Annotated in this window: 14 protein-coding genes and 1 tRNA gene; 8 read left to right on the top strand and 7 right to left on the bottom strand. The window is 67.0% G+C overall.

Annotation, left to right across the window (positions count from 1 at the left end; translation table 11 throughout):
- Positions 1 to 135: a 50S ribosomal protein L34 gene (rpmH, locus tag ABZ720_RS08000; protein WP_366554989.1), complete on the bottom strand. Its 135-nt coding sequence runs from the start codon at positions 133 to 135 to the stop codon at positions 1 to 3.
- A gap of 297 nt (positions 136 to 432) precedes the next feature.
- Between rpmH and ABZ720_RS07995 the strand changes: the two genes are divergently transcribed.
- The 3 genes from ABZ720_RS07995 (at position 433) to ABZ720_RS07985 (ending at position 3,424) form a co-directional block, all read left to right on the top strand.
- Complete coding sequence (locus ABZ720_RS07995; RefSeq protein WP_366554988.1) at positions 433 to 1,185, top strand: TVP38/TMEM64 family protein; 753 nt, start codon at positions 433 to 435, stop codon at positions 1,183 to 1,185.
- Positions 1,182 to 2,630, top strand: a complete 1,449-nt coding sequence (locus ABZ720_RS07990) for a dihydrolipoyl dehydrogenase family protein (RefSeq protein ID WP_366554987.1) — start codon at positions 1,182 to 1,184, stop codon at positions 2,628 to 2,630. The genes ABZ720_RS07995 and ABZ720_RS07990 overlap by 4 nt, the downstream gene beginning before the upstream one ends.
- Positions 2,631 to 2,734: 104 nt before the next feature.
- Positions 2,735 to 3,424, top strand: a complete 690-nt coding sequence (locus tag ABZ720_RS07985) for a hypothetical protein (RefSeq protein ID WP_366554986.1) — start codon at positions 2,735 to 2,737, stop codon at positions 3,422 to 3,424.
- Positions 3,425 to 3,464: 40 nt separating this feature from the next.
- Here the strand turns inward: ABZ720_RS07985 and ABZ720_RS07980 are convergent, their stop codons facing one another.
- Together ABZ720_RS07980 and ABZ720_RS07975 are read right to left on the bottom strand one after the other, a co-directional pair.
- Positions 3,465 to 4,355 (bottom strand): class I SAM-dependent methyltransferase, encoded by an 891-nt coding sequence (locus tag ABZ720_RS07980; RefSeq protein WP_366554985.1) that lies wholly within the window; start codon positions 4,353 to 4,355, stop codon positions 3,465 to 3,467.
- Entirely contained in the window at positions 4,352 to 5,170 is an 819-nt protein-coding gene (locus ABZ720_RS07975; RefSeq protein ID WP_366554984.1) for a TrmH family RNA methyltransferase, read from the bottom strand. Before ABZ720_RS07975 ends, ABZ720_RS07980 begins: the two co-directional genes overlap by 4 nt.
- A gap of 553 nt (positions 5,171 to 5,723) precedes the next feature.
- Here ABZ720_RS07975 and ABZ720_RS07970 point away from each other — a divergent pair.
- The 3 genes from ABZ720_RS07970 (at position 5,724) to ABZ720_RS07960 (ending at position 16,057) form a co-directional block, all read left to right on the top strand.
- Positions 5,724 to 13,334 (top strand): SDR family NAD(P)-dependent oxidoreductase, encoded by a 7,611-nt coding sequence (locus ABZ720_RS07970; RefSeq protein ID WP_366554983.1) that lies wholly within the window; start codon positions 5,724 to 5,726, stop codon positions 13,332 to 13,334.
- 192 nt (positions 13,335 to 13,526) lie between these two features.
- Positions 13,527 to 14,912, top strand: a complete 1,386-nt coding sequence (locus tag ABZ720_RS07965) for an aminotransferase class I/II-fold pyridoxal phosphate-dependent enzyme (protein WP_366554982.1) — start codon at positions 13,527 to 13,529, stop codon at positions 14,910 to 14,912.
- On the top strand, positions 14,909 to 16,057 hold the full coding sequence (locus ABZ720_RS07960; RefSeq protein ID WP_366554981.1) for a hypothetical protein: 1,149 nt from the start codon (positions 14,909 to 14,911) through the stop codon (positions 16,055 to 16,057). Before ABZ720_RS07965 ends, ABZ720_RS07960 begins: the two co-directional genes overlap by 4 nt.
- Before the next feature lie 9 nt (positions 16,058 to 16,066).
- Here the strand turns inward: ABZ720_RS07960 and ABZ720_RS07955 are convergent, their stop codons facing one another.
- Together ABZ720_RS07955 and ABZ720_RS07950 are read right to left on the bottom strand one after the other, a co-directional pair.
- Positions 16,067 to 16,855, bottom strand: coding sequence for an SDR family NAD(P)-dependent oxidoreductase (locus ABZ720_RS07955; RefSeq protein WP_366554980.1), 789 nt, complete (start codon positions 16,853 to 16,855; stop codon positions 16,067 to 16,069).
- A complete protein-coding gene (locus tag ABZ720_RS07950; RefSeq protein WP_366554979.1) occupies positions 16,852 to 18,177 on the bottom strand; it encodes a capsule polysaccharide biogenesis protein in 1,326 nt (441 codons plus the stop codon). Before ABZ720_RS07950 ends, ABZ720_RS07955 begins: the two co-directional genes overlap by 4 nt.
- Positions 18,178 to 18,515: 338 nt before the next feature.
- Here ABZ720_RS07950 and ABZ720_RS07945 point away from each other — a divergent pair, with 338 nt between their 5' ends.
- The gene (locus ABZ720_RS07945) at positions 18,516 to 19,952 is read left to right on the top strand and encodes a DNA recombination protein RmuC (protein ID WP_366554978.1); all 1,437 of its coding nucleotides are present in this window, start codon (positions 18,516 to 18,518) and stop codon (positions 19,950 to 19,952) included.
- Here the strand turns inward: ABZ720_RS07945 and ABZ720_RS07940 are convergent.
- Together ABZ720_RS07940 and acs are read right to left on the bottom strand one after the other, a co-directional pair.
- The gene (locus tag ABZ720_RS07940) at positions 19,944 to 21,188 is read right to left on the bottom strand and encodes a bifunctional alpha/beta hydrolase/OsmC family protein (RefSeq protein WP_366554977.1); all 1,245 of its coding nucleotides are present in this window, start codon (positions 21,186 to 21,188) and stop codon (positions 19,944 to 19,946) included. The two genes, ABZ720_RS07945 and ABZ720_RS07940, sit on opposite strands and share 9 nt — an antisense overlap.
- Before the next feature lie 79 nt (positions 21,189 to 21,267).
- The gene (acs, locus tag ABZ720_RS07935) at positions 21,268 to 23,211 is read right to left on the bottom strand and encodes an acetate--CoA ligase (RefSeq protein ID WP_366554976.1); all 1,944 of its coding nucleotides are present in this window, start codon (positions 23,209 to 23,211) and stop codon (positions 21,268 to 21,270) included.
- A gap of 290 nt (positions 23,212 to 23,501) precedes the next feature.
- On the opposite strand from acs, the gene ABZ720_RS07930 reads away from it, so the two are divergent.
- A tRNA-Gln gene (locus tag ABZ720_RS07930) sits at positions 23,502 to 23,575 on the top strand.
- Positions 23,576 to 23,722: the final 147 nt, after the last annotated feature.

The raw sequence follows: 23,722 nt of genomic DNA, 5'->3' as shown, positions 1-23,722 counted from the left end.
TCAGGCGCTCAGGCGCTTGCGACCCTTGGTACGCCGGCGGGCGATCACCTTGCGACCGTTGACGGTGGCCATGCGGCTGCGGAAACCGTGCCGACGCTTGCGCACAAGCGCGCTGGGTTGATAGGTGCGCTTCACGTCCGTTCTCCAAAAGTTTAAGGCCTGGCCCGATCACGGCAGTCCGCTATGATTTCCCGACCCGGCCGTCAGTGTAACAGGTCAAAAGGCATCACGGCGGGCGCAGCTGCATCCCGACCATGGCACCTCATGTGGATTGCCGGGTGTATAGAAGCGGGTCACAAGACTGTCAACGACGGCCGACACGGACCGGTACCTGAAATCCGGCAAACAAGCTCGCGCGTAGGAGACGAGGGGGCGATCCTGCGACAAGCAGGCCAGACCATGATGTCGAGCACAGACACAAGCGGGTGAGCGATGAAGCAGGACCGGACTGAAAACGGTAAAGCGTCAATCGGCGGACGCCTGGCACGCTGGCTGCCGCTGCTCGGTCTCTTCGGCCTGGGACTCGCCCTTTGGTGGGGGCTGGGGCTCGGCGAGTATATCACGCCGGCTGCCATCGAGGCGCGGCGCGCGCAAATCCTGAGCTTCGTCGAGGCCCATGGTGTGCTTGCTGGCTTGGGTTTCGTTGCTTTCTATGCGCTGGCCACCGCGGTTTCGCTTCCGGTCGGCGCTATGCTGACGCTGCTCGGCGGTTTTCTCTTCGGACCGCTGGTGGCCACAGCCTATGCAGTGACCGGTGCAACGCTGGGAGCGACGGTCATATTCCTGGCTGCGCGCACCGCTCTCGCCCCGGCGCTGCGGGCGCGTGTCGGCGTCACCTTGGAGCGCATGCGGGCCGGGTTTCGCCGCGACGCCTTCAGTTATCTCCTGGTACTGCGGCTAATACCGCTCTTTCCGTTCTGGCTGGTCAACCTGGTGCCGGCCTTCCTGGGCGTACCCCTGCGAGTCTACGTGGCCGCGACTGCGATCGGCATCATTCCGGGCACCTTCGTGTACGCTTCGGTTGGCAACGGCCTGGGCGCGGTTGTGGAGGCCGGTGAGGCGGCCGACCTGGGCTTGCTCCTGCGCCCGGCCGTCCTGCTGCCGCTGCTGGGCTTGGCGCTGCTCGCACTCCTGCCGGTCGCCTACCGGCTCTGGAAGACCCGTCGTGTAGGAGATGAGACATGACCCGCGACCGCATCGATCTTTGCGTCATTGGTGCCGGTTCGGCTGGACTGAGCGCAGCTGCTGCTGCGGCCCGTCTGGGCGCCAGGGTGGTGCTGATCGAGCGTGGGCGCATGGGGGGCGACTGCCTGAACTACGGCTGCGTTCCCTCCAAGGCGCTGCTGGCCGCCGCGGCCCGGGGCGCGCACGGCGGCAAGCGGCTGGGTGTGGACATCGCGCAGCCTGCGGTCGACTTCGCCGCCGTACGGGCGCACGTACAGGAGGCGATCGCGGCCATTGCGCCGCATGACAGCCGCGAACGCTTCGAAGCGCTGGGCGTTGAGGTTCTTGAAGGGGAGGCCCGTTTCACGGCGCCGGATCGGGTGGAGGTCAGTGCCGTCACCGATGGGTCGGCACCGGACCTTCGCGAAATCCGCGCCCGTCGCTTCCTGCTCGCCAACGGCTCGCAGCCCCTGGTGCCGCCCATCCCGGGCCTGGCAGGCACGCCGTATCTGACAAACGAGACGATCTTCGATTTAAAGGAACTGCCGGAACACCTGCTCGTGCTCGGGGGCGGGCCCGTCGGCTGCGAGTTGGGCCAGGCCTTCCGCCGTCTGGGCGCGCGCGTCACTCTGCTGCAGGGGCGCCGTTTGCTGCCCGGCGAGGACGAGGATGCAGTCGCACCTCTGCGCGAAACGCTGCAGGAGGAAGGCGTTGTTCTGCGCGAAAACAGCAGGGTGACGCAAGTCGATTGGAGCAGGGACGGCTTTCGTCTGCACTGTGACGGCGGAGAGACCGTCGCCGGCAGCCACCTGCTCGTGGCGGCAGGCCGGCAGGCCACCATCGTGGGTCTGGGGCTCGAGGCCGCGGGAATCGCGCAGGATGCGCGCGGCATCCTCGTCGACCGCCGCCTTCGGACCAGCAACCGCCGGGTCTTTGCCGCTGGCGATGTGGTGTCGGATGCCAGCTTCGGCGGCGGCCTGCGCTTTACGCCAATTGCGGGGCAGCAGGCTACACTTGCCTTTGTGAACGCGCTCTTGCGCTGGCCCGCCCGCTTCGACGTCCGGGCCGTCCCTCGGGTCACCTACTGTGATCCGGAGATCGCCCGGGTCGGGTTGAGCGAGGCAGAGGCGCGGGCGTCCGGCCAGCTGTATCGTGTCTTCACCTCGCCCTTCGCGCAGAACGACCGAGCCGTTGCCGAGGGCGATACCCGGGGCTTCGTCAAGGTCATCGCCGATCGGCGCGGGCGCATTCTGGGCTGTGTCATCGTGGGCAGGGGCGCCGGAGGCCTGCTGCATCCCTGGTGCCTGGCGCTTGCCAAGGGCCTGAAGGTAGGGGAGATGGCGCGGCTCCTGCTGCCTTATCCCACCCGCGGCGAGGCTGGAAAGCGGGCTGCCGGGCAGTACTACGAGAGTCTCCTGACGGGCTGGCGGAAAGCGCTCCTGCGCCGGCTGGTCCGCCTGGGCTGATCGGCGGGAGGGCTTCCGAGCGGGTTTCGCCGGAAAAGCTTGGACTCGGCGGCAGGCTGACTAGAATACGCGGCGGCATCGGTAGACGGACGAGGGATGGCGAAGTGACACTGCAAGCGCGTTTCATCTATGGCGCAATCGCGGGCATCGTGGCGCTGGTTGGGCTGATGGTGGCTGCAGGCGCGAGCAGCGAGGCCTATCACACCGGTGGTCTGATCCTGGCCGGCCTGGGGCTACTCGTCTGTGCGCTGCTCATCAAGAGCCACTACGACAGCTATGAGCGCGATCCCAACCGTCGGCGGCGTCCGCGACCCCTGCCCGCAGCCGCGCCGGCACCCACCGCGCCGCCGTCGTCGCCGCAGCCGGTGGGGCAGGGCTTTGCCGCGGTGCAGCCGCAGCAGGAAAGCCGTTTCGACGCCCAGACCATGACCTGGGTGCGTGGCGGGGTCATCGGCGTCGTCGGGCTTCTGGGTCTTGTTGTTGCGGCTGGTGGCAGCGGTTTTGCCTACTGGGGTGGTTTGGTCGTATTCGCGCTCGCGGTGGTCAGCCTCTTCCGCATGATCGGCCGGGCTTTCGACGGCCAGGGCGACGGTTCTGCGGCGCGCCTGGTGCCGGAAGCCGGGGTTCTGCGCTGGATCGTTGGCGGCTTGAGTGGTGCCATCGCGCTACTGGCGCTCTTCCTGGCCAGCGGCGGTGGTGACGGCTACTACATCGGCGTCATGCTGGCGCTCGCGGCACTCGGCTACGTCTTCTATCTCATCAAGGCCAGCTTCGACGAGTACGAGAACCACTGATCGAGAGACCCGTTCCGCCCGCGGCTGCGGCCAGGACGCGTCAGTCCGGACGCCAGCGGGCAAAGATCGCCGTCGGCAGCAGCCGGCCCCCGCTGGTCTCCGGCAAGGCCATCTCCCCGGCTTCCACCCGGCCGCCCAGCGGCGCCAGGGCCTCGGTCAGCGCCTGCTGGATGGCGAGATAGGATAGGCGAACGGCATAGACCGTCAGCAGCAGGAAGGCCGGGCGGTCCGAGAGCAGTTGCCGGCCCAGATCCAGCAACTCCGGCAGATCGTCCTCCAGACGCCAGACCTCTCCCTTGGCGCCGCGGCCGTACTTTGGCGGATCGAGGATAATACCCTCATAGCGCCGCCCACGCCGCACCTCGCGACGGACGAACTTCATGGTGTCGTCCACAATCCATCGGATGGGCGCCTCTTCCAACCCGGAGAGCTTCTGGTTCTCCACGGCGTAGCCGATCGACTTCTTAGAGGCATCCACATGGGTGACCGCCGCTCCGGCGCTGGCCGCCGCCAGGGACGCCAGGCCGGTGTAGGCAAAGAGGTTCAGAACCTTCGGCGGGCTCTCGCGCCCGCTTAGCTGCTCGTTGCACCAGGTCCAGTGCGGTGCCTGCTCCGGAAAGAAGCCGAGATGGCGGAACGGGGTGCAGCGCGCCGCAAAGCGCAACGGCTCCCAGCCCAGGGTCCAGCTTTCCGGCACCTCCTTGTCAAAGCGCCAGCGCCCGCTGTCGGTCTCGTCCGCATCGAAGACACCATCCGCACTCCAGGCCTCTTCCGGCAGGCTGGGTGACCAGAGCGCCTGCGGTTCCGGTCTCACGAAGCGGAAGCGGCCGTAGCGCTCCAGCTTGCGGCCGTTGCCGCTGTCCACAAGTTCGTAGTCGCGCCAGTCGTCGGCGAGCAGGATGCGGGGTGAAAGGCGAAGGTCCTCGGTCATGGGCGGGCTCCGGGGTAGCCCTCGGCACCCCACAAGGAATACAGCATGACGGCCGTGGCCACGGCCAGGTTGAGGGAATCGGCCTGGCCGCGCATGGGGATGCGTACCAGACGATCGCAGGCGGCTTCTGCCGCCGCGGACAGTCCGGCCTGCTCGTTGCCCATCATGACGATGCGCGGGCCGCTCTGTGGCGGCAACGCATCGTGGCGTCCGCTGGCACGCAGTGAGGTTCCTATGATGGCCCCGCCAGCGGCCTGGCTCCAGGTCTGAAGCTCGGACAGCTCCGCTTCGGCGAGCGCGATGGCAAAGATCGAGCCCATCGAGGCGCGCACGCACTCGAAGGAGAAGGGGTCGCAGCAGCGTCCGAGCAGGATCACGCCGACCGCGCCAACGGAATCGGCTGTGCGGAGGATGGTGCCCAGGTTGCCGGGGTCGCGAACCTCTTCGAGTGCCACCCAGAGGCTGCGCGGCTCGGACTTGAGATCGCCCAGGGACTGCCGGCGCTGCCGGTAGACGGCAACGACGTTCTGGCTGTTGTCTCTCCGGGTGATCTGGGAGAGCAGCCGGTCGCTGGTCTCGATGCACTGCACGCCGGACCGGTCGAAGCGCTCCACCAGTGCGGCCACAGCTTGACGCCGGCGCGCTTCGGGCGTGAAGAGCAGCGTCTCGGGCTGCACCGTCGCCGCCTCGGCTTCCAGCACCAGGCGCGCGCCCTCGGCAATGAAGAGGCCGGTTTCCGAGCGTGTGCGTTTGCGTTCCAGAGCGCGTATCTGTTTGATCAGCGGATTGGCCGCCGAGGTGATCTGCTTGATCATATCCGTTTCTGTCTCGCCGCCGCGGGCCATTGCGACCGGCGGCGGAGCATAGCGTGCCGGCGGCGTTTGTCGATCATCGGGGTTAACGGCGCCAGGTGAAGTCGTTTTCGGGTCGATGTTTACCGTGATTTGTCACGAGCGCACTGACGGGCTCCCCGGCGAGGGCCTTCAGACCTGTCGTGGCCGGTCGGACGCCCGGCTCGGATTCCTGCGCAGATGGGGCGTTCGCTCCACCCAATGCGGTTCGGCGGACCTGCCTGAAATTGTACCGATTTCCGCGAAACCGGGGCTCCCGCGGAGGTTCAAATAGCGTTACGGTTGACTGATGTTGCGTGACTTGCTGCGATGCAGGTTGTAGAGGAACCGCCCGACCGTCTCGATTTGGCGGACTCGGGCTTCAACGCGGCAAGGGGGGAGCTTGCGGTTGCTGTATCCAATAGGGGTCGGGGTGCGAATTATTAACACAGACTGCGGCGTCGTGCGGGGCGGCCGACTGTGGCATCTCTAGCGCCATACGATAGACGTACGACAAGGCTGGTTTGTTGAGCGCTCCATGACATCTGCTTTTAACGACATTGCGATACTGGGTGCGGCTTGCCGCTTGCCGGGCGCGCCGAACGTGGACTCCTTCTGGAGCCTGCTGAGCGAGGGGCGTCACGCCATCGGCACGATCGGCGGCGATCGCTGGTCGACGCGCCGCTTCTGGCATCCGCGGCGCTCCGAGCCCGGCAAGACCTATGCCTTGTCCGCCGGCCTGCTCGACAACGTCTATGACTTCGATGCCGCCTTCTTCGGCATTTCCCCCCGTGAAGCCGCGCAGATGGACCCGCAGCAACGCTTGTTGCTGGAGGTGACCTGGGAAGCGATGGAGGACGCCGGCCTGCGGCCGAGTTCCCTGAGTGGCTCGGGCGCCGGCGTCTACGTTGGTGCGTCGGGCACCGACTATGCCAGCGTACGTCAGAACGACCCCAAGTCCGGTGACATGCATTTCATGACCGGCAACACGCTGAGCATAATCTCCAATCGCATCTCCTACTTTTTCGACCTGCGCGGTCCCAGCTTCACCCTCGACACGGCCTGTTCCTCTTCGCTGTTGGCTCTGCACCAGGCGGCCACAGCCATCCGCGCTGGCCATGTGGATACGGCGGTTGTTGCGGGTGTTAACCTGCTGCTCAGCCCCTTTCCCTTCATGGGCTTCTCGCGCGCCTCGATGCTGTCCCCCACCGGTCTCTGCCATGCATTCGATGCGAGCGCAGACGGCTATGTGCGCGCCGAAGGCTGTGTCGCGGTCATTCTGCAGTCGATGGATCGGGCACGTGATGCAGACCATCGGGTGCGGGCGGTGCTGGCCGCATCCGGCACCAACGCCGATGGCCGGACAGTGGGGTTGTCCCTGCCGTCCAGCGAGTCCCAGGCGGCGCTGCTGCAGGAAGTCTACCAGTCGGCAGATATCGATCCGGAGAACCTTGCCTTCATCGAGGCACACGGGACCGGCACGCAGGTTGGCGATCCTTCGGAGGCGCTGTCGATCGGGCGCGTCCTGGGTCAGCGCCGCGGCCAGAGCCTGCCCATTGGCTCCGCCAAGACAAACGTCGGCCATCTGGAGCCGGCCTCGGGCCTGGTGGGCGTGCTCAAGGCGCTGCTCGCCCTGGAACGGGACCTGCTGCCAGCCTCGCTGCATTTCGATTCACCGAACCCCAACATTCCCTTCGACGACCTGAACCTCAGCGTCGCGGCCCGGGCTCTGCCGCTGCCCCGCAATGGTGCGCTGCGTTACGCCGGCATCAACTCCTTCGGCTTTGGCGGCACCAACGTTCACGCGGTGATCCGCGACGCCGAGCGCCCGCAGCGCCAGACGGCCGCAGCGGAGGAGATCGCCCCCTTGATCCTGTCGGCGCGCTGCGAACCGGCCTTGCGCGCCATGGTCAGTGCCTACCGCGAGCGCCTGGAGCAGGCCGACAGCGATGAAAAGCGCGCGCTGGTCGCGGCTGCGGCCAGTCAGCGTGACCGGCTCGAGCATCGCATGGTGCTGTGGGAAGGCAGCCCGGAAGCGCTGTTCGAGCAGCTTGCGGCCGCCGAGGCCGGCGAGAAGAGCCGTGCCGCCTTCGGGCGCACCATTGCCGGAAGCGAGGCGCCGGCATTCCTCTTCGCCGGAAATGGTTCACAGTGGGCCGGCATGGGGCGCGAGGCTTTCGAGCGCAACGCCGCCTATCGTGCAAGCGTTGAGGGCGTCGATGCACTGTTCACCGCGCGGGCCGGCTGGTCGCTGATCGAGGCCTTCCAGGCCGATGATCTCGCCGAGAAGCTGCGCCGCGCGGAAGTCGCCCAGCCGCTACTTTTCGCGCTGCAAGTGGGACTGGTCGACGCCCTGGCTGCCTGGGGGCTGAAGCCCGGTGCCGTGGCAGGCCACAGCGTCGGTGAGGTGGCTGCCGCCTACGTGTCTGGCGCCTTGACGCTCGAGCAGGCGGTGCATGTCGTCCATGCCCGCAGCCTGCACCAGGAGAGCACGCACGGCGCCGGCAGCATGGCCGCCCTGCTGCTTTCGGCAGAAGATGCGGCCGAGGTGCTCGCCGATGCGCGCTGGCAGGGCTTGCAGATTGCAGCCATCAATGGGCCTCGTTCGATCACGATTTCCGGTGAGGGCGATCTGCTGAAGGTTTTTGCGGCCGAAGCGCGCAAGTGCCGCTGGCCGCTGCGCCGCCTGGAACTGGACTACCCTTTCCACGGTCCCCTGATGGAGCCGGTGCGTGAGCCGCTGCTGCAGGACCTGTCCGACCTGACACCGCAGTCCACCGTCATTCCCTTCGTCTCCACTGTCACGGCGGAACTGCTGGACGGCAAAGAGCTGACGGCCGACTACTGGTGGCGCAACGTGCGCGAGCCGGTGCGTTTCCGCGATGCGATCACGCGCCTGGGCGAGCAGGGCCACGGACTCTTTTTGGAAATCGGCCCGCGGCCGGTGCTGCAGGGCTACATCAACGACAGCCTGCGCCATGCCGGAGCAAACGGGCGCGTCCTGCCGGCGCTTGATCGCAATGATGCCGCCGGCGTGGATCCGGTGCGCGGAGTCCTGGCGCGGGCGTTTGCGGCCGGCGCGCCGATCGACGAGGCGCTGGCGCTGCCGGAGCGCGGGTCCTTCGTGCCGCTGCCCGGTTACCCCTGGCAGCGCAAGACCTATCGCGTCGATCCGACGCAGGAAGCCTGGAACCTGTCGGGCGGGGAAGGAGATCATCCCCTGCTCGGCTACCATCCGCGCCCGGAACTGCCGGTGTGGACCGTTCACCTGGATCACGAACTCCTGCCTTATCTGGCCGATCACTGTGTCGAGGACGCCGTGGTCTTCCCGGCAGCCGGATTTGTCGAGATGGCCCTGGCGGCGGGCGAGCAGTGGCTTGGCACCGGCGATCTCGAAATCCAGGATATGGAGATCGTCAGGCCGCTGGTTTTTGACGGCGAGCGTATGCGCGAGGTGCAACTGCGCCTTTCGGACGACAGTCTGGTCTTCGAGGTCTTCAGTCGCAGCCGCGAGGAAGAGTCCAACTGGAATCAGCATCTGCGGGGCCGCCTGGCGCGTCTGCCTTCGCCGAGCCTGTCGGGCACGCTTCCTGATGCCAAGGAGTTCCAGGGGCGCTCGGTTTCCGGCCCCGACATCTATGCCACCGCCCGCCGCTTCGGCCTGAACTACGGACCGGCCTTCGCTCGGGTCCAGAAGGTCGACATCCTGGGCGAGCGCCAGGCACGAGTGCGCCTGTCCCACGAACTGCCGCAAGAGCTGATCGAGCCTGCGCGCTACCTGCTGCATCCGACCACCCTCGATGCGGTCTTCCATGGGCTTTTCGCGCTGCTCGAGGAAACGGCGGAAGTTCCCGCCAACACTGCGTTCCTGCCGGCGCGCCTTGGGCGCGTGCGGCGCCTGGCCGAGGGAGGAGAGCCACGCGAAGCGCTGATCGAGATCGCCTCCGTGTCGCCGCGATCCGTGGCGGTCGCCTTCCGGCTGTTCGATGAGAGCGGGACCTGCGTTGCGGCGCTGGACGACTGCCGCTTCCGTGCCGTGGCTCTGTCGCATGCACAGGATGAGGGACAGTTGGAGTTCCGCTTCGTTGCCCGACCGGAACTGGGCGCGAGCGAGATCGACAGCTCGGCGACGCCGACCCCGACGAACCTGCGCGGCACGCTGACGGAGGCCGGTTTCGCGCGCAGCGAGGAGGCCACACCGGAAGAAAGCTGGCTGCTGCTGGACGGGGCCATCCGATCGCTGGCCTTTGATGCGCTCTCCGAGGCGCTCGGCCACAGCGATGCGCCGTTTACGCTCGACGACCTGATGGTTGCCGGCCGGCTGTCGCCGGAGGTGGCCCCCCTCTTCGGCCGCATTCTGCGACTGCTCGAAGAGGATGGCGCAACCCAGTACGACGAAGAAAGCGGCTGGCGCCTGATCGACAGCGGCCAGTTCCCGCCGGCCTCTGATGTCCTGAATCTCGTGGCTTCGGAGCATCCGGACCGGCTGGCCGAGGTGGCGCTGACGGCGCGCCTCATGGAGCTGCTGCCCGGTTTGCTGGACGGCCGCATGCCGCCCCCGGCAGAGCTGCCCTACGCGGCGGCATTGCTGGACCAGTTGACCGACGCCTCGCCGGCGCGCCGCACCACCTATGCGGCCGTGGTTGCCGCGGTCGAGGCGATCGTGGCCGACTGGCCGGCGGAGCGCCCGGTGCGCATCCTCGAATTGGCCAGTGGTACCGGCTCCCTGAGCCGTCGCCTGCTGCGCATCCTGCCCACAGAGCGTTTCTCCTACCTGGCCAGCGATCCGGACAAGCGCGCGGTCGACCGTCTGCGCGTGAGCCTGGGGCCGCACCCCAATCTCGAGGTGGAAACCCTCGACTTCTCCAAAGAGCCCAAGGCGGATCTGGGACCGTTTGATCTCGTGGTTTGCGCCGGCGGTCTTTACCGGGCGGCCGGGACCGCGGAGCAGCTTGCAAACCTGCGTTCCTGCATGGCCGGTGGCGGCCTGCTGGTGGCGGCCGAGCCCGAGCCCAGCCCCTTCTACGATCTGCTCTTCGGTGTGCGTGCGGAATGGTGGGGCGAGGGTGGCCCCACCCATGCCAGCGGACCGCTCAAGGAAGCCTCGGCCTGGCGCACGGCGCTGGAAGCGGGCGATTTCCCGGCCATCGAGTGCCTGCCCCTGGCAGGGCCGGGCCCGGAGCAGTCGCTGCTGATCGCGCGCAACGCCGTGCGGGCGGTGCGTTCGGTGCCGTCGGCAACCGCCGGATCGGCCTTGATCCTGGCAGATGCCAAGAGCCGGACTCTGGCCAGCGATCTGGCACAGCAGTTGAGCGAGGCGGGTCGCCAGGTGGTTATTGCGGGCGTCGAGGGCGCTGCGGCTTCCGACGAGGCCGGCGCCGCACTCGATGTTCGCTGCGGCGATTGCAGCGATCAGGCCTGGCTGGAAGGCCTGATCAAGGAGCTGCAGGTCGGCGATGGCGAGAGCCTGGATGTGATTCATCTCCAGGGCGCCCTGGCCGGCGAATCGCATCCGAGCGCCGCCGCCGCCGAACGCTGCACCGTGGCCATGGCCGCCCTGAAGGCTTTGTCGGTGAAGGATGCAGGCCTCTGGCTGGTGACGCCGGGTGCCATGCAGCATGTCGCCGGCGGCGAGGCGGAGCGGCCGGTGCAGGCCGCGCTTTGGGGCTTCGGCCGTGTGGCGGCCAATGAATATGCCGATGTGCGGATTCGCATGATCGATCCGGCCCCGGACTACGAGCCCGCCAGGATGGCGGCGCTGGTGGCCGCGGAGGTGCTGCGGCCGACGAACGAGCATGAGCTGGTGATCAACGACCAGGGTCGCCATGCCCTGCGCTTGCGTCGCGGTCTGCCGCGCCGGCCGGAGACCGGCGGGCGCCGGCGGCGCGAAGCTGGCCTGCGTCTGGAAATGCGTCGCGCTGGATCCCTGGACCAGTTGGCCTGGACGCCCATGCGCCGTCGCCTGCCCGGACCGGGTGAGGTGGAGATCGAGGTTGCGGCCACGGGCCTCAACTTCCGCGATGTCATGTGGGCCATGGGGCTGTTGCCTGACGAGGCGTTGGAGGAGGGCTTTGCCGGCCCGACTCTGGGCATGGAGTGCGCTGGCGTGATCACCGCCGTCGGTGAGGGCGTCACCGGCATGCAGACAGGAACGCGGGTCCTCTCCTTCGCGCCGGCCTGTTTTGCCAGCCATGTGACGGTCTCGACCCGGGCTGTGGCCCCGATCCCCGGCGACCTCAGCTTCGAGCAGGCGGCAACGGTGCCCAGCGCCTTCTTCACCGCCTACTACGCCCTGACGCATCTGGCGCAACTGGAAGAGGGCGAGCGGGTGCTGGTGCATGGCGGCGCGGGTGGTGTCGGTCTGGCGGCGCTGCAACTTGCCAAGTGGCGCGGCGCCGAAGTCGTCGCCACGGCCGGCTCGCCCGAGAAGCGTGCGTTGCTGCGTCTGCTGGGCGCCGATCATGTTCTCGACTCCCGCAGCCTGGAGTTTGCCGACGGCGTCATGGAGCTGACCGACGGCGAGGGCGTGGACGTGGTGCTGAACTCCCTGGCCGGCGAAGCCATGGAGCGCAGCCTGCAGATTCTTCGCCCCTTCGGACGCTTCCTTGAGCTCGGCAAGCGCGATTTCTACGGCGGCAGTCGCCTCGGCTTGCGCCCCTTCCGCCAGAACATCTCCTACTTCGGCATCGACGCGGATCAGCTGCTGACCCGCCGGCCGCAGCTCGCCGGGCGCTTGTTCCGGGAGATGGTTGAGCTCTTCCGCGAGGGGCATCTGCGTCCCTTGCCGTATCGGCGCTTCGACCATGAGGAGGCAGTGCAGGCCTTCCGGCTGATGCAGCAGTCCGGGCACATCGGCAAGATCGTGGTGGCCGCCCCTCCGGTGGAGGCCCGTCGCCTTCCGGAGCGGACCAAGGCGCTCGAGCTGGTGGCCGATGCCACCTATCTCGTTGCCGGCGGCCTGGGGGGATTCGGGCTGGAAACGGCGCAGTGGCTGGTCCGCCACGGCGCCCGGCACCTGCTGCTCCTTGGTCGAAGCGGCGCATCAAGCGATGCAGCACGCGCCGGCGTGGAGGCGCTGCAGGCGGCCGGCGCCACGGTGGTGGTGGAAGCCTGCGACCTGGCCGATCAGGCCGCGGTGGAGGCCGTCATCGCGCGGGCCAAGGCGGAGATGCCGCCACTGCGCGGCGTGTTGCACACCGCGATGGTCCTGGAGGATGGCCTCATCGCCAACCTGGACCGGGAGCGCTTCGATAAGGTGCTGCAGCCCAAGGTGGACGGTGCCTGGAACCTGCATTGCGCGACCCTGGACCTGCCGCTCGACCTCTTCGTCCTCTACTCCTCGGCCACCACCACTGTGGGCAATCCGGGGCAGGCGAACTACGTCGCCGCCAACGCCTATCTGGAGTCCCTTGCCCGCCAGCGTCGGGCCGAGGGCCTGCCGGCAGTGGCAGTCGCTTGGGGTGCCATTGGCGATGCCGGGTATTTGGCCCGCCACGCCGAAGTGAGCGAATCGCTCTCCCGGCGCCTGGGCCGACAGTCCCTGGGCGCACGCGAAGCGCTGGACGGGCTGGAGCGCATACTGGTGCAAGGTGCGGGTGAGCCCGCCAATGCGAGCCCGGTCTATGCCCGGATCGACTGGCGTTCGGCCAAGGGCGAACTGCCCATTCTCTCCCAGCCGGGCTTCCGCGAAATGGCGGCGGAGGCCGACAGCGGCGGCGGGGAGGTGGAAGACAAGATCGATCTGCGCAAGATGGTCGAGGGCATGGATGCCGCCGCGGCGCGCGATCTCATTTCCGGCCTGCTCGCCGACGAGGTGGCGCGCATCCTGCGTCTGCCGGCCGAGGAGGTCGACCGCCATCGTCCGCTGGCGGAACTGGGCATGGACTCCCTCATGGCGCTCGAGTTGCGCATGGCGGCCGAACAGCGTCTCAGCATCGAGGTTCCGCTCATGTCGCTCTCCGACGGCGCGACACTGGACGGGGTGGCAGCACGCCTGGCCGGTCGCCTGATCAGCGGTGAGGACAAGGTCGACGAGCGCGATGAGGCCATGGCTCTGGCCCGCCAGCACCTCGATGAGCAGGACCTGGAGGAACTGGGACTGACCGATGGCGCGGGTGAGGGTGACAGCGGCGTGGCACGAGTCGGCTGATCGCTTGCGCCACCGCTCCCGGCCACCTGCCCCTTGCACTGGTCTCCTCGAGGCACGATTCTATCTGCTGACAGTGGATGACGAAGCTGCCCCGGGGTCTGGGCATTTGCGAGCCCTAAGGCGCGTGGTCGGCCCCACTTCCATGCCGTCCGGCACTGCAAGTGCCGCGCGGTTCAAAGGAGTTGAACGCAGGTGAGCGACTTTACCAACCGGGCCAAGCAGCGCCTGGTCGAGGAGTTCCTGGCGGCCCGCCGCCGGCGCGAGGGGCGTGGCCAGGAGGCTTCTGCGGCGCCCGCGCGCAAGGCGAAGGCGACGTCGAACGGCCTGGACTCCATCCCGGGGTTCAAGCAGTTCCATATGCAGAAGAATGCTGCCGGGGTGCTTGATCTCGATAACCCCTTCTTTCAGGTGCACGACGGGCGGGCTGGTGCGACGAGTTCCATCGGCGGGCAGGAGGTGCTCAACTTCGCCTCCTACAACTACCTCGGCCTGAACGGTCACCCGGAGGTCAACGCGGCAGCGATCGAGGCCATGGAGTGCTATGGCACCTCGGCCTCGGCCAGCCGACTTGTGGCCGGCGAACGGCCGGTCCATGCCCAGCTTGAGCGAGCGATTGCCGACCTGCACGGCGTCGAGGACGCGGTGGTCATGGTCAGCGGCCACGCCACCAACGTGACCACCATCGGCCATATCATGGGCCAGCGCGACCTCATCCTCTACGATTCCTGGATGCACAATTCGGGAGTGCAGGGGGCGGTCTTGGCCGGGGCGCGGCGCATCGCCTTCCCGCACAACGATCCCCAAGCGGTCGAGCGGCTGCTGGCGGAGCAGCGCAAGCGCTACGACCGGGTGTTGATCCTGCTCGAGGGCGTTTATTCCATGGACGGCGACCTGCCGGACCTGGCGGCCTTCATCGATATCAAGAACCGCTATGACGCCATCCTGCTGGTCGATGAGGCGCACTCCCTGGGGGTGTTGGGCAAGACCGGGCGCGGCATCGCCGAGCACTGTGGCATCGACCCACATGATGTCGATCTTTGGATGGGGACGCTCAGCAAGACGCTCTCGGGCTGCGGCGGCTATATCGCCAGCCGCTCCGATTTCATTGAGTATCTCAAGTACACGGCGCCGGGCTTCGTCTACAGTGTGGGCATGCCACCGCCCATCGCGGCCGCGGCGCATGCCTCGATCCAGGTCATGCTGCGCGAGCCGGAGCGGGTGGCGCGTCTGCAGGCGCGCGGCCAGTACTTCCTGGAAACCGCCCGGGCGGCCGGCCTCGATGTCGGGCCGAGCGCCGGCTACTCCGTCGTTCCGGTGATCGTGGGCAACTCGGTGCTGGCGGCCCGCCTGGGCCACCGGCTGCTGGAACGGGGCATCAACGCGCTGCCCATCGTCTATCCGGCGGTCCCCGAGAAGTCCGCCCGCCTGCGCTTCTTCCTCACCTGCGAGCATGAGGAAGAGCAGATCCGCGAGACCGTGGCCGTGACCGCCGAGGAGCTGGGCGCATTGCGGGCCAAGGGGCGGAACCTGCGCGAGTATGCGCTGCGGATGGCAATGCCCGAGCATCAGGACTCATGACGGCGGCCGCCGGGCTCGAACTGCGCCCGGTTCGTGATCGTCGCGACATTTCCGCCTTCGCCGATGCCGCGCGCGTGGCCCAGGGGCATGATCCGAACTGGGTCTGTCCCCTCGATCACGAAATGCACCTGATCCTCGATCCCCGGCGCAACGTCTTCCTGCAGGAGAATGATGTCCAGCCTTGGGTGGCGCTGCGCGACGGTCGGCCGGTCGGGCGCATCATTGCCGTGCGCAACGAGGCGCATCTGGCCCGCCATAAGGACGGCGCCGGGCAGTTCGGCTTCCTGGAAGCCATCGACGATCCTGCCATCTTCGCCGCTCTGATCGACCAGGCCGGAACCTGGCTGAAAGGCCAGGGGCTGACGAAAATGAATGGCCCCTTCAGCGCATCGATCAACCATGAGGCCGGGCTGCTGGTCGAGGGCTTCGACACGCCGCCGATGATGCGCACCAATCATGCCCAGCCCTGGTACGCGGGCCATCTGGAGGCTGCCGGCCTGCACGGGATCATGGACCTCTATGCCTATCTCTGCCGGCCCGCGGAGAGCCGCTACCCGGAACGGGTGGAGGCGAGCCTGCAGCGCTGGAAGGAAAGGGACTCCCTGACCATCCGCACCATGTCCCGCCGCTCCTTCCTGCGCGACATGGTCCTGGTCAACGAGGTCTACAACGACGCCTGGGCCGACAACTGGAAGGCCGTGCCGGTGAGCGAGGGCGAGGCACGCCTGATCGCCCGGGTGGTCCGGCCGCTGCTGAAGCTGGACTGGATCACGCTCGCCTACTGGCAGGGCGAGGCCATCGCAGTGGTCTCCCAGGTCCCCAATACCAACGAAGCGCTGGCAGGTCTCGACGGCAAGCTCTGGCCGATGGGCTGGTCGCGCCTTCTCTGGCGCCTCAAGGTCCAGGGCCTGCGCTCAAGCCGCATCCCGATGATCGGCCTGCGGCGGCGCTTCCGCGGCACGCGCATCGGAGGCATGGCTGTTGCCGCCCTGATGGCCCGTGCCGTCGAGAACGCGCAACAGGCCGGGATCGAGCGCATGGAGATTTCATGGATGTTGGCCCACAACCGCCACGTCCTCAATCTTTGCGACAGCCTGACGGCCAGCCACTACAAGACCTTCAGGGTGTACGAGAAGGACCTGTAGGCCGAGGGGTCACTCCTCCGGCGCGATGCGAAACCCGAAGCGGCGCATGATGGCGTCAGAGAGCGTGGCGGGCAGGAAGTGGCTGGCGCGCATCGCCAGCCCGAGATGCGCCGGAAAGACCACATGGGCCCGACCGCGATCGATGCCGCGGCGCATCAGCGCGGCCGCCCGATCGGCAGGCAACTCGCCCGGGCGCGGCCCGAGATAGCGTGCGCTCATGGGGCTGGTGACGAAGCCCGGGCAAATGACGGTGACGCTGATGCCCTTGCGCCGCAAGGTGCCGCGCAGGGCGTCGCCATAGGCCAGCAGTCCCGCCTTGCTGGCGCTGTAGGCCGGGGCGTCGGGCAGGGCGCGCAGGGCGGAAAGAGAACTCATCAGCACGATGCGACCACGCTTGCGCCGGTGCATGGGCTCCAGCAGCGCATGCACGGTGTTCACCGCACCCTCCAGGTTGACGCGCAGCTGCCGCGTGGCTGTGGCCTGGTCTTCCAGACGCCCGTCGGGGCCGCGTCCGCCGGATATGCCCGCGTTGGCGATCAGGATCTCGACCGGAGACTGGCGGTCGAAGTCCCGCAGCCAGGTGCGGAGTGCCTCGGCATCGGTGACGTCGATCTGCGCCGTGGTGACTTGCGCGCCGCGGGCCTCGCAGGCCGCGGCGCTGGCGGCCAGGCGCTCGGCATTGCGGCCGATCAGCGCCATGCTGCGTCCGGGTTCAGCGTAGACGAGGGCCAGGGCGGCGCCGATCCCACCGCTGGCGCCGGTCAGAACCAGTGTGCCGGGTTGCCGGGCGTCGCTCACTCTGCGGCCACCGCGCGCGGCGTGACAGTGGCGGAGACCGGCGCGCGTCCGCTTTCGCGCAACGGGAGCTGTCGGGGCTCCGGTTTGGTCGATTCGATGCGCTCGATCGCTCCCTCGATGGCCGCCTCCAGCCCCTCATCGGTGAAGAAGCTGCCGTGGATCAGGGCGCGGGCCTGCAGCAGTCGCACGAAGTCGCGCAGCAGGTCCGGCTTCGGACGGCGGGGGTCGCTCCAGAAACTGTCGAGGGAGCCCTGATGGGTCAGGCCGGGGATGTTATAGATCGCCCGACCGAGCACGGCCACAGGGCGCTTCTGCTGCAAGGCCACCATGCCTGAGGTGGAATTGACCGTGACCACGCCCTTGGAGTCGTCGATCAGCCGGGAGAGATTGCCCCCTTCGATGAAGAGTACCCGATCCTCGATGCCGGCGGCGCGGGCCAGGCGTCGGCACTGCCGGCGGCGGTCGACCAGGCCGTTGTCCAGGGGGTGGGCCTTGACCACGAGATGGTCGTTCGCCGGTGCGTGGTCGGCGAAGGAGCGCAAGATGACCTGCAGCGCTTCTTCCATGCTGTTGAGGTCGGCGTGCACGCGGATCTGGAAATCGCTGTCGAGTTGCAGCGGAAAGATGAAGAAACCCGGCTCGCTCTTGGCCAAGGCGCGCAGCGCAGCGCGGCTGCGCCGCTTCTCCACGGGCATCAGTGCCAGGCGCTTGAGCCAGAAGGCATACTCGAGCAGCACCGGCCAGGGGCGGTGGTGGCGGTAGAGGGGATAGACGAGACGTCCGGCCGAGGTTGTAAGATTGTAGGCCACATCCCAGACCACGCGATTGCGCAGTCCCGAGGCGCTGCGGCGCGTCATCTGCGCGTCTTCGAGGCCGTCTGCCCCTTGGCGAATCTGGTCGGGGGTATTCGGCAGCGCCGAGAAGCCGTTCACGCCGCCACGCTCAAGCGTGATCCAGTTCGGACGGAGGTAGCCTTCCTCGAAAACGTGCACGGCGATGCCGCGTGTCCGGGCAAGATCAATGGCGACCCGATGATAGCTGCGACAATCGCCGAAGAGCACCAGGTCGGTGACGCCCTCGCGCTCGAACTGCTTTGCCAGATGGTCCTGCCAGCGGCTGAATCGTCCGCGCCAGGCCTTGGCCTCGCGGGGCCAGAACAGCACGTCGCCCAGGTTGAAGTTGATCTTGGTGACGCGGTGGCCACGCGTCTTCAATGCCTGGCCCAGCCGAAGGAAAAACGGCGAGGCTGGCCCCTGCAGAAACAGGATATGTCGTTGCTCTGGTCCGCCCTCCGGCACACCGCGCTCCCGCCAGCCGTTCATGAACTTCGTGTGTCCGCAATAATCCGGATCGCGTTCAATCTGCACCACAAGATTTCAACGCGATCTGCACTTAGCCCCAAGTCGCATCATACTGGAAGGCTGCGTCGGTTCAACGTCGCGCCGTTCAACAAGTGTGATAATCGGCCAACAATGACGGGGTGGGGCACTTGCGGTTTAGGCTCTTGCCTGCGGAGTGGAATTCTCATGCTAAAGTTGTGAAAGCTTGCGGGTTACATGGCGTCGGCGCGGCGAATCGTCTATGGCTGGAGAGCGGTACCGGAACTGCGCAGCAAGGTGCGCCCGCCTTCCGGGTTTCATGCCGCGGTCAGGAGTTTGGTATGGACCCCACTTTGCTCGCCGTCGTTGCGGCCGTTCTTGCGGGCGCTCTGCTCGGCGCTTTTTTGACCCACGTCCTGTTGCGCAAGGGCGCGCAGGCCCGTGAGGAATTGCTGCGCCAGCAGATCGAGGAACTGGCCCCCTACCGGGAGGAGGCTTTTGCCTTGCGCGAACCGGCAACGCGGCTCGCCCGGGCAGAGGAGGAGCGCGACGCTTTGCGTGAAGAGCGCAACAACGCCTTGCGCGACAATGAGCGCCTGGGGGTGACGCTGGAGAAGGAGCGCCAGGCGCACGAGCAGAAGCTCCAGGAACTGTCTTCGGTCCGGGGACAGATCGAAAAGGATCTGAAGCTGCTGTCCCAGAGCCTGCTGAAGGACACCTCCGACGCCTTCCTCAAGCGCGCGCGCGAGGTCTTCGAGGCGCAGCAAAAGGAAAGCCGCAGCGGTCTGGAGTCCCTGGTCAAGCCGGTGGGCGAGGCCCTCAAGGCCTATCAGGAGAAGCTGGCCGCCTCCGAACAGGCGCGCAAGCGTGACGAGGGACGCATCGGGGAGCAGCTGCGCCAGGTCGCCGAATCCCACGCCAAGCTGCAGCACACCACGGGGACGCTGGTAAACGCGCTGCGGGCCGCGCCGAAGACCCGAGGGCGCTGGGGCGAGCAGCAGCTGCGCACGGTGCTCGAGATGGCCGGCATGATGGAGTACGTCGACTTCACCACCGAGCACCACGTTGCCACTTCGGACGGGCCGCTCAGGCCCGACGTGGTGCTGCGCCTGCCGGGCGGCCGGCGTATCGTCGTCGACGCCAAAACCTCCATGTCAGCCTACCTGGAAGCTATCGAGGCCGTCGACGACGGGGAGCGCGAGCGCCTGCTGCGCGAGCACGCCCGGCAGTTGCGCACTCATGCGCGCCAGCTCGGCGACAAGCGCTACTGGGATGCGCTGGAGGACACGCCGGACTTCGTCGTTATGTTCGTGCCCGGCGACAACCTTTATGCGGCGGCGATCGAGCGCGATCCCAACCTCTTCGAGGAAGCCTATTCGCAGCACGTGATCATCGCGACCCCCACCACCTTTCTGGCCCTGGCCAAGGCCATTGCCTATGGCTGGCGGCAGGAGCGGGTCTCCCAGGATGCGCAGCAGGTCATGACCCTGGGCGAAGAGCTCTACAAGCGCCTGGTGCGTCTGGGCGACCGTCTCTCTTCGCTCACGAAGGCGCTGGAAACGACGGTCAAGCGGCACAACGATCTGGTGGGCACGCTGGAGGGGACGGTGTTGCCTCAGGCCCGGCGCTTCAACGACTTTGGCTTGGGCCAGGCCCACGGCGAGATCGAGGAGTCGCCGCCGGTGCTCACCGATGTTCGTGAAGCGGTGCGCGGGCGCGACCTCGAGTTCGCTGAAGAGGAGGAGCAGGAGAGCCTGACGTCGACGCGCTCAGGATGACTCTTCCTCCTCGGAATGGTCTATCAACTTGGTGTCCACCCGCACCTCGGAATGCAGCGTGCGGTGCACCGGGCAGCGCTCGGCGATCTCGACCAGGCGCCTGCGTTGATCGCTGCTCAGGCGTGAGCCCTTGAGAACAAGACTCCGCTCGATCCAGTCGATCTTGCCGTCGCGCGTTTCGCAGTCCTCGCAATCCTTGGCGTGAACCTTGCGGTGGTTCAGGCGGACACTGGCCTGCTCGAGCGGCCATTTTTTGTGATCGGAATAGAGGCGCAGGGTCATGGTGGTGCAGGCGCCCAGCGCCGCCAGCAGATAGGCGTAGGGGTCCGGCCCGGCATCGCCTCCGCCCGCCTCAGGTGGCTCGTCCGCGATGAGCCGATGCTGGCCGGCCTCGATATCCTGCTCCAGCGCGCCGCGGCCGCTTTCGCGTACGGTGACGCCCTGGGAGCCGTTTTTCTGCGTCTGGTCGCTTTCCGGCAAGTAGCGGCTGGCCCAGGCCGCGACCACCTCTGCGGCATAGGTGGCGTCCCTGCTGCGGCTGAGAAGGTGGTCGGCGTCGTCCAGGGAGACGAAGGACTTGGGGTGCTTGGCCGCCAGGAAAATCCGGCTGGCGTTTTCGATGCTGACAATCTCGTCACGTGGGGCGTGCAGCACCAACAGGGCGCGGTCCAGGTTAGCGATGGCCTCTTCCAGGCGGTGGTTCTCGACATCGTGAAGGAAGCTGTCGCGTATGCGAAAAGCCCGGCCGGCCAGTTCCACCTCCGCCTCGCCCTGGCTCTTGATGTCACCGATTGCCGAGGTGAAGTGCCGGGTGATGGCGGCCGGCTCGGCCGGTGCGCCCAGGGTGGCGATTGCTTTCGCTTCCGGGATCTGCCCTGCTGCTGCCAGCACGGCGGCGCCACCGAAACTGTGGCCGATCAGCAGGCCCGGCGCACTGTGCTCCTGGCGCAGATAGTCGGCGGCCGCGACGAGATCCTCCACATTGGAGGTGAAGTGCGTGTTGGCGAACTCGCCCTCGCTGTGGCCCAGGCCGGTGAAGTCGAAGCGCAGCACGGCGATGCCGCGGGCGGCCAGACTCCGGGCCAGGGCCCGTGGGCCCTTGAGGTCCTTGCCGCAGGTGAAGCAGTGCGCAAACAGTGCAAAGGCGCGGATCCGGCCGGCGGGCCAATCCAGGCGGGCAGCCAGGTTGTGGCCCTGGCTTCCCGGAAACTCGATGCGTTCACTGCGGTAGGGCATGGCCGCTCCTCAAATGGGAAGCAGGGGATGGAGGACCGGGCATAGGCATATCCCGGCCTCTCCGAATGCGGCCGCCCGATCAGCTCCGGTTCATGCGGTTGCCGACCAGGTCATCGACCACACCGGGATCGGCGAGAGTCGAGGTGTCGCCGAGGTTTCCGTAATCGTTCTCGGCAATCTTGCGCAAAATACGGCGCATGATCTTGCCCGAACGGGTTTTGGGCAGGCCCGGTGCCCATTGGATCAGGTCGGGTGAAGCGATGGGCCCGATCTCCTTGCGCACCCAGGCCACCAGTTCCTTGCGCAGGTCTTCGCTCGGCTCCTCGCCAGCCACCAGGGTGACATAGGCGTAGATGCCCTGGCCCTTGATGTCGTGAGGGTAGCCCACCACTGCGGCCTCGGCCACTTTAGCATGTGCCACCAGGGCTGATTCCACCTCGGCAGTGCCCATGCGGTGACCGGAGACGTTGATCACGTCGTCCACGCGGCCGGTGATCCAGTAGTAGCCGTCCTCGTCCCGGCGGCAGCCGTCGCCGCTGAAGTAGCGTCCGGGGTAGGCGGAGAAATAGGTCTGCACGAAGCGCTCGTGGTCGCCGTAGACCGTGCGCATCTGCCCCGGCCAGGAGTCGGCGATGCAGAGGTTGCCTTCGCAGGCGCCTTCCAGGTGCTTGCCCTCGGCATCGACAATCACCGGCTTCACCCCGAAGAAAGGCAGGGTGGCGGAGCCGGGCTTGGTGGCAATGGCGCCCGGCAACGGGCTGATCAGGATGCCGCCGGTCTCGGTCTGCCACCAGGTATCGACGATGGGGCAGCGCTCCTCGCCCACGACCCGGTGGTACCAGAGCCAGGCCTCGGGATTGATCGGCTCGCCCACCGTGCCGAGGATGCGTAAGGAGTCGCGCTTCGTGCGCTTCACCGGCGCTTCGCCTTCGCGCATGAGCGCACGGATCGCGGTCGGCGCGGTGTAGAAGATGCTGACCTTGTGCTTGTCGCAGACCTGCCAGAAGCGCGAGGCGTCGGGATAGTTTGGCACGCCCTCGAACATCAGCGTCGTCGCGCCGTTGGCCAGCGGTCCGTAGACGATATAGCTGTGACCCGTGACCCAACCCACATCCGCGGTGCACCAGTAGATCTCGCCGTCGTGATAGTCGAAGACATACTGATGCGTCATGGCGGTGTAGACCAGATAGCCGCCGGTGGTGTGCAGCACTCCCTTCGGCTTTCCGGTCGAGCCGGAGGTGTAGAGGATGAACAGCGGGTCTTCCGCATTCATCTCCTCGGCCGGGCAATCGTCGGAGACCTTGGCGCACTCCTCATGGTACCAGAGGTCACGCCCCTCGTTCCATTCGATGCGCCCGCCGGTGCGGCGGACCACCAGCACCTTCTGCACGTTGGGACAGGAGGCCAAGGCCTTGTCGGTGTTGGCCTTGAGCGGAATCTTGCGGCCGCCACGCACGCCCTCGTCGGCGGTAACGACGAAGGCACTCTCACAGTCCTGGATGCGGCCGGCCAGCGCATCGGGAGAGAAGCCGCCGAAGACCACGGAATGGATGGCGCCGATGCGCGCGCAGGCCAGCATGGCATAGGCCGCTTCCGGAATCATCGGCAGGTAGATGGTGACGCGGTCGCCCTTCTTGACGCCGTTGGCCTTCATGGCGTTGGCCAGGCGGCAGACTTCCTCGTGCAACTCGCCGTAGGAGATGTGCTTGTGCTCGGAGGGGTCGTCGCCCTCCCAGATGATGGCCGTGTCGTCCTTCTTGGTCGCCAGATGGCGGTCGATGCAGTTGTAGGACGCATTCGTCGTGCCGTCGTGGAACCAGCGGATGTGGACATCTTCCGGGGCGTAGGAGACGTCCTTGACCTGGCTGTAGGGCTTGAACCAGTGGATGCGCTTGCCCTGCTCGGCCCAGAAGCCCTCGGGATCCGCAACGGATTGCTGGTAGAGCTTGTGGTAGCCGGCCTCGTCGATCCAGGCCTTCTCAGCAATTTCCGGACGAACGGGGATGATCGAAGACTGCGACATAACCGAAGACGCTCCCTCTGTTGACTGGTTGGCACCGGCGGCCGCGTGGCACCTGGGCGTCTGCACGCCCTAAGCCCGACCCACGGCCGGGACAGTCCTTCCTTCCCGGCTCCGCCGCTTTTGCGTGGATTAAAGCCCTTTTGGCCGCTCCAGACAACCGGGGGCGGAAAGTCCGCCCCTGTGCGCGCCAAATGCCCGCAAAGGGGCTGCAATTCGGCGGCCATGCAAGCCGTTGCGCAGCCCGGTCCCCGACGCTAAGCTGCGCCGCGCACGGCCGAGAGCGGCCGAAATGGGGCGTAGCCAAGTGGTAAGGCAGCGGGTTTTGGTCTCGCGATCCCAGGTTCGAATCCTGGCGCCCCAGCCAGCATCCCGCGCCACAATTCCATCTTCCCAACCTACCGCCATAGCCTGTGCAAGGTTGTGCCGAGTTCTGATGCTTTTCAAATCACTTAAAATAGCATAATTTGGCGCCATGCATTTGGTATGACACGAAGGACACGAAGGATTGCAC

The organism is Aquibaculum sediminis, from assembly GCF_040712085.1.
GTDB lineage: Bacteria > Pseudomonadota > Alphaproteobacteria > Kiloniellales > DSM-21159 > Aquibaculum > Aquibaculum sediminis.
The sequence above is the reverse complement of the archived record's forward strand: the minus strand, read 5'-3'. Positions and strand labels throughout refer to the sequence as shown.

What these genes read in the sequence shown, in the direction of transcription:
- ABZ720_RS07945 (WP_366554978.1), top strand. Translation starts at nt 18,516, where the DNA reads ATGGACCCCACTTTGCTCGCCGTCGTTGCGGCCGTTCTTGCGGGCGCT.
- ABZ720_RS07960 (WP_366554981.1), top strand. Translation starts at nt 14,909, where the DNA reads ATGACGGCGGCCGCCGGGCTCGAACTGCGCCCGGTTCGTGATCGTCGC.
- ABZ720_RS07995 (WP_366554988.1), top strand. Translation starts at nt 433, where the DNA reads ATGAAGCAGGACCGGACTGAAAACGGTAAAGCGTCAATCGGCGGACGC.
- ABZ720_RS07990 (WP_366554987.1), top strand. Translation starts at nt 1,182, where the DNA reads ATGACCCGCGACCGCATCGATCTTTGCGTCATTGGTGCCGGTTCGGCT.
- ABZ720_RS07980 (WP_366554985.1), bottom strand. Translation starts at nt 4,355, where the DNA reads ATGACCGAGGACCTTCGCCTTTCACCCCGCATCCTGCTCGCCGACGAC.
- ABZ720_RS07950 (WP_366554979.1), bottom strand. Translation starts at nt 18,177, where the DNA reads ATGAACGGCTGGCGGGAGCGCGGTGTGCCGGAGGGCGGACCAGAGCAA.
- ABZ720_RS07970 (WP_366554983.1), top strand. Translation starts at nt 5,724, where the DNA reads ATGACATCTGCTTTTAACGACATTGCGATACTGGGTGCGGCTTGCCGC.
- ABZ720_RS07940 (WP_366554977.1), bottom strand. Translation starts at nt 21,188, where the DNA reads ATGCCCTACCGCAGTGAACGCATCGAGTTTCCGGGAAGCCAGGGCCAC.
- acs (WP_366554976.1), bottom strand. Translation starts at nt 23,211, where the DNA reads ATGTCGCAGTCTTCGATCATCCCCGTTCGTCCGGAAATTGCTGAGAAG.
- ABZ720_RS07975 (WP_366554984.1), bottom strand. Translation starts at nt 5,170, where the DNA reads ATGATCAAGCAGATCACCTCGGCGGCCAATCCGCTGATCAAACAGATA.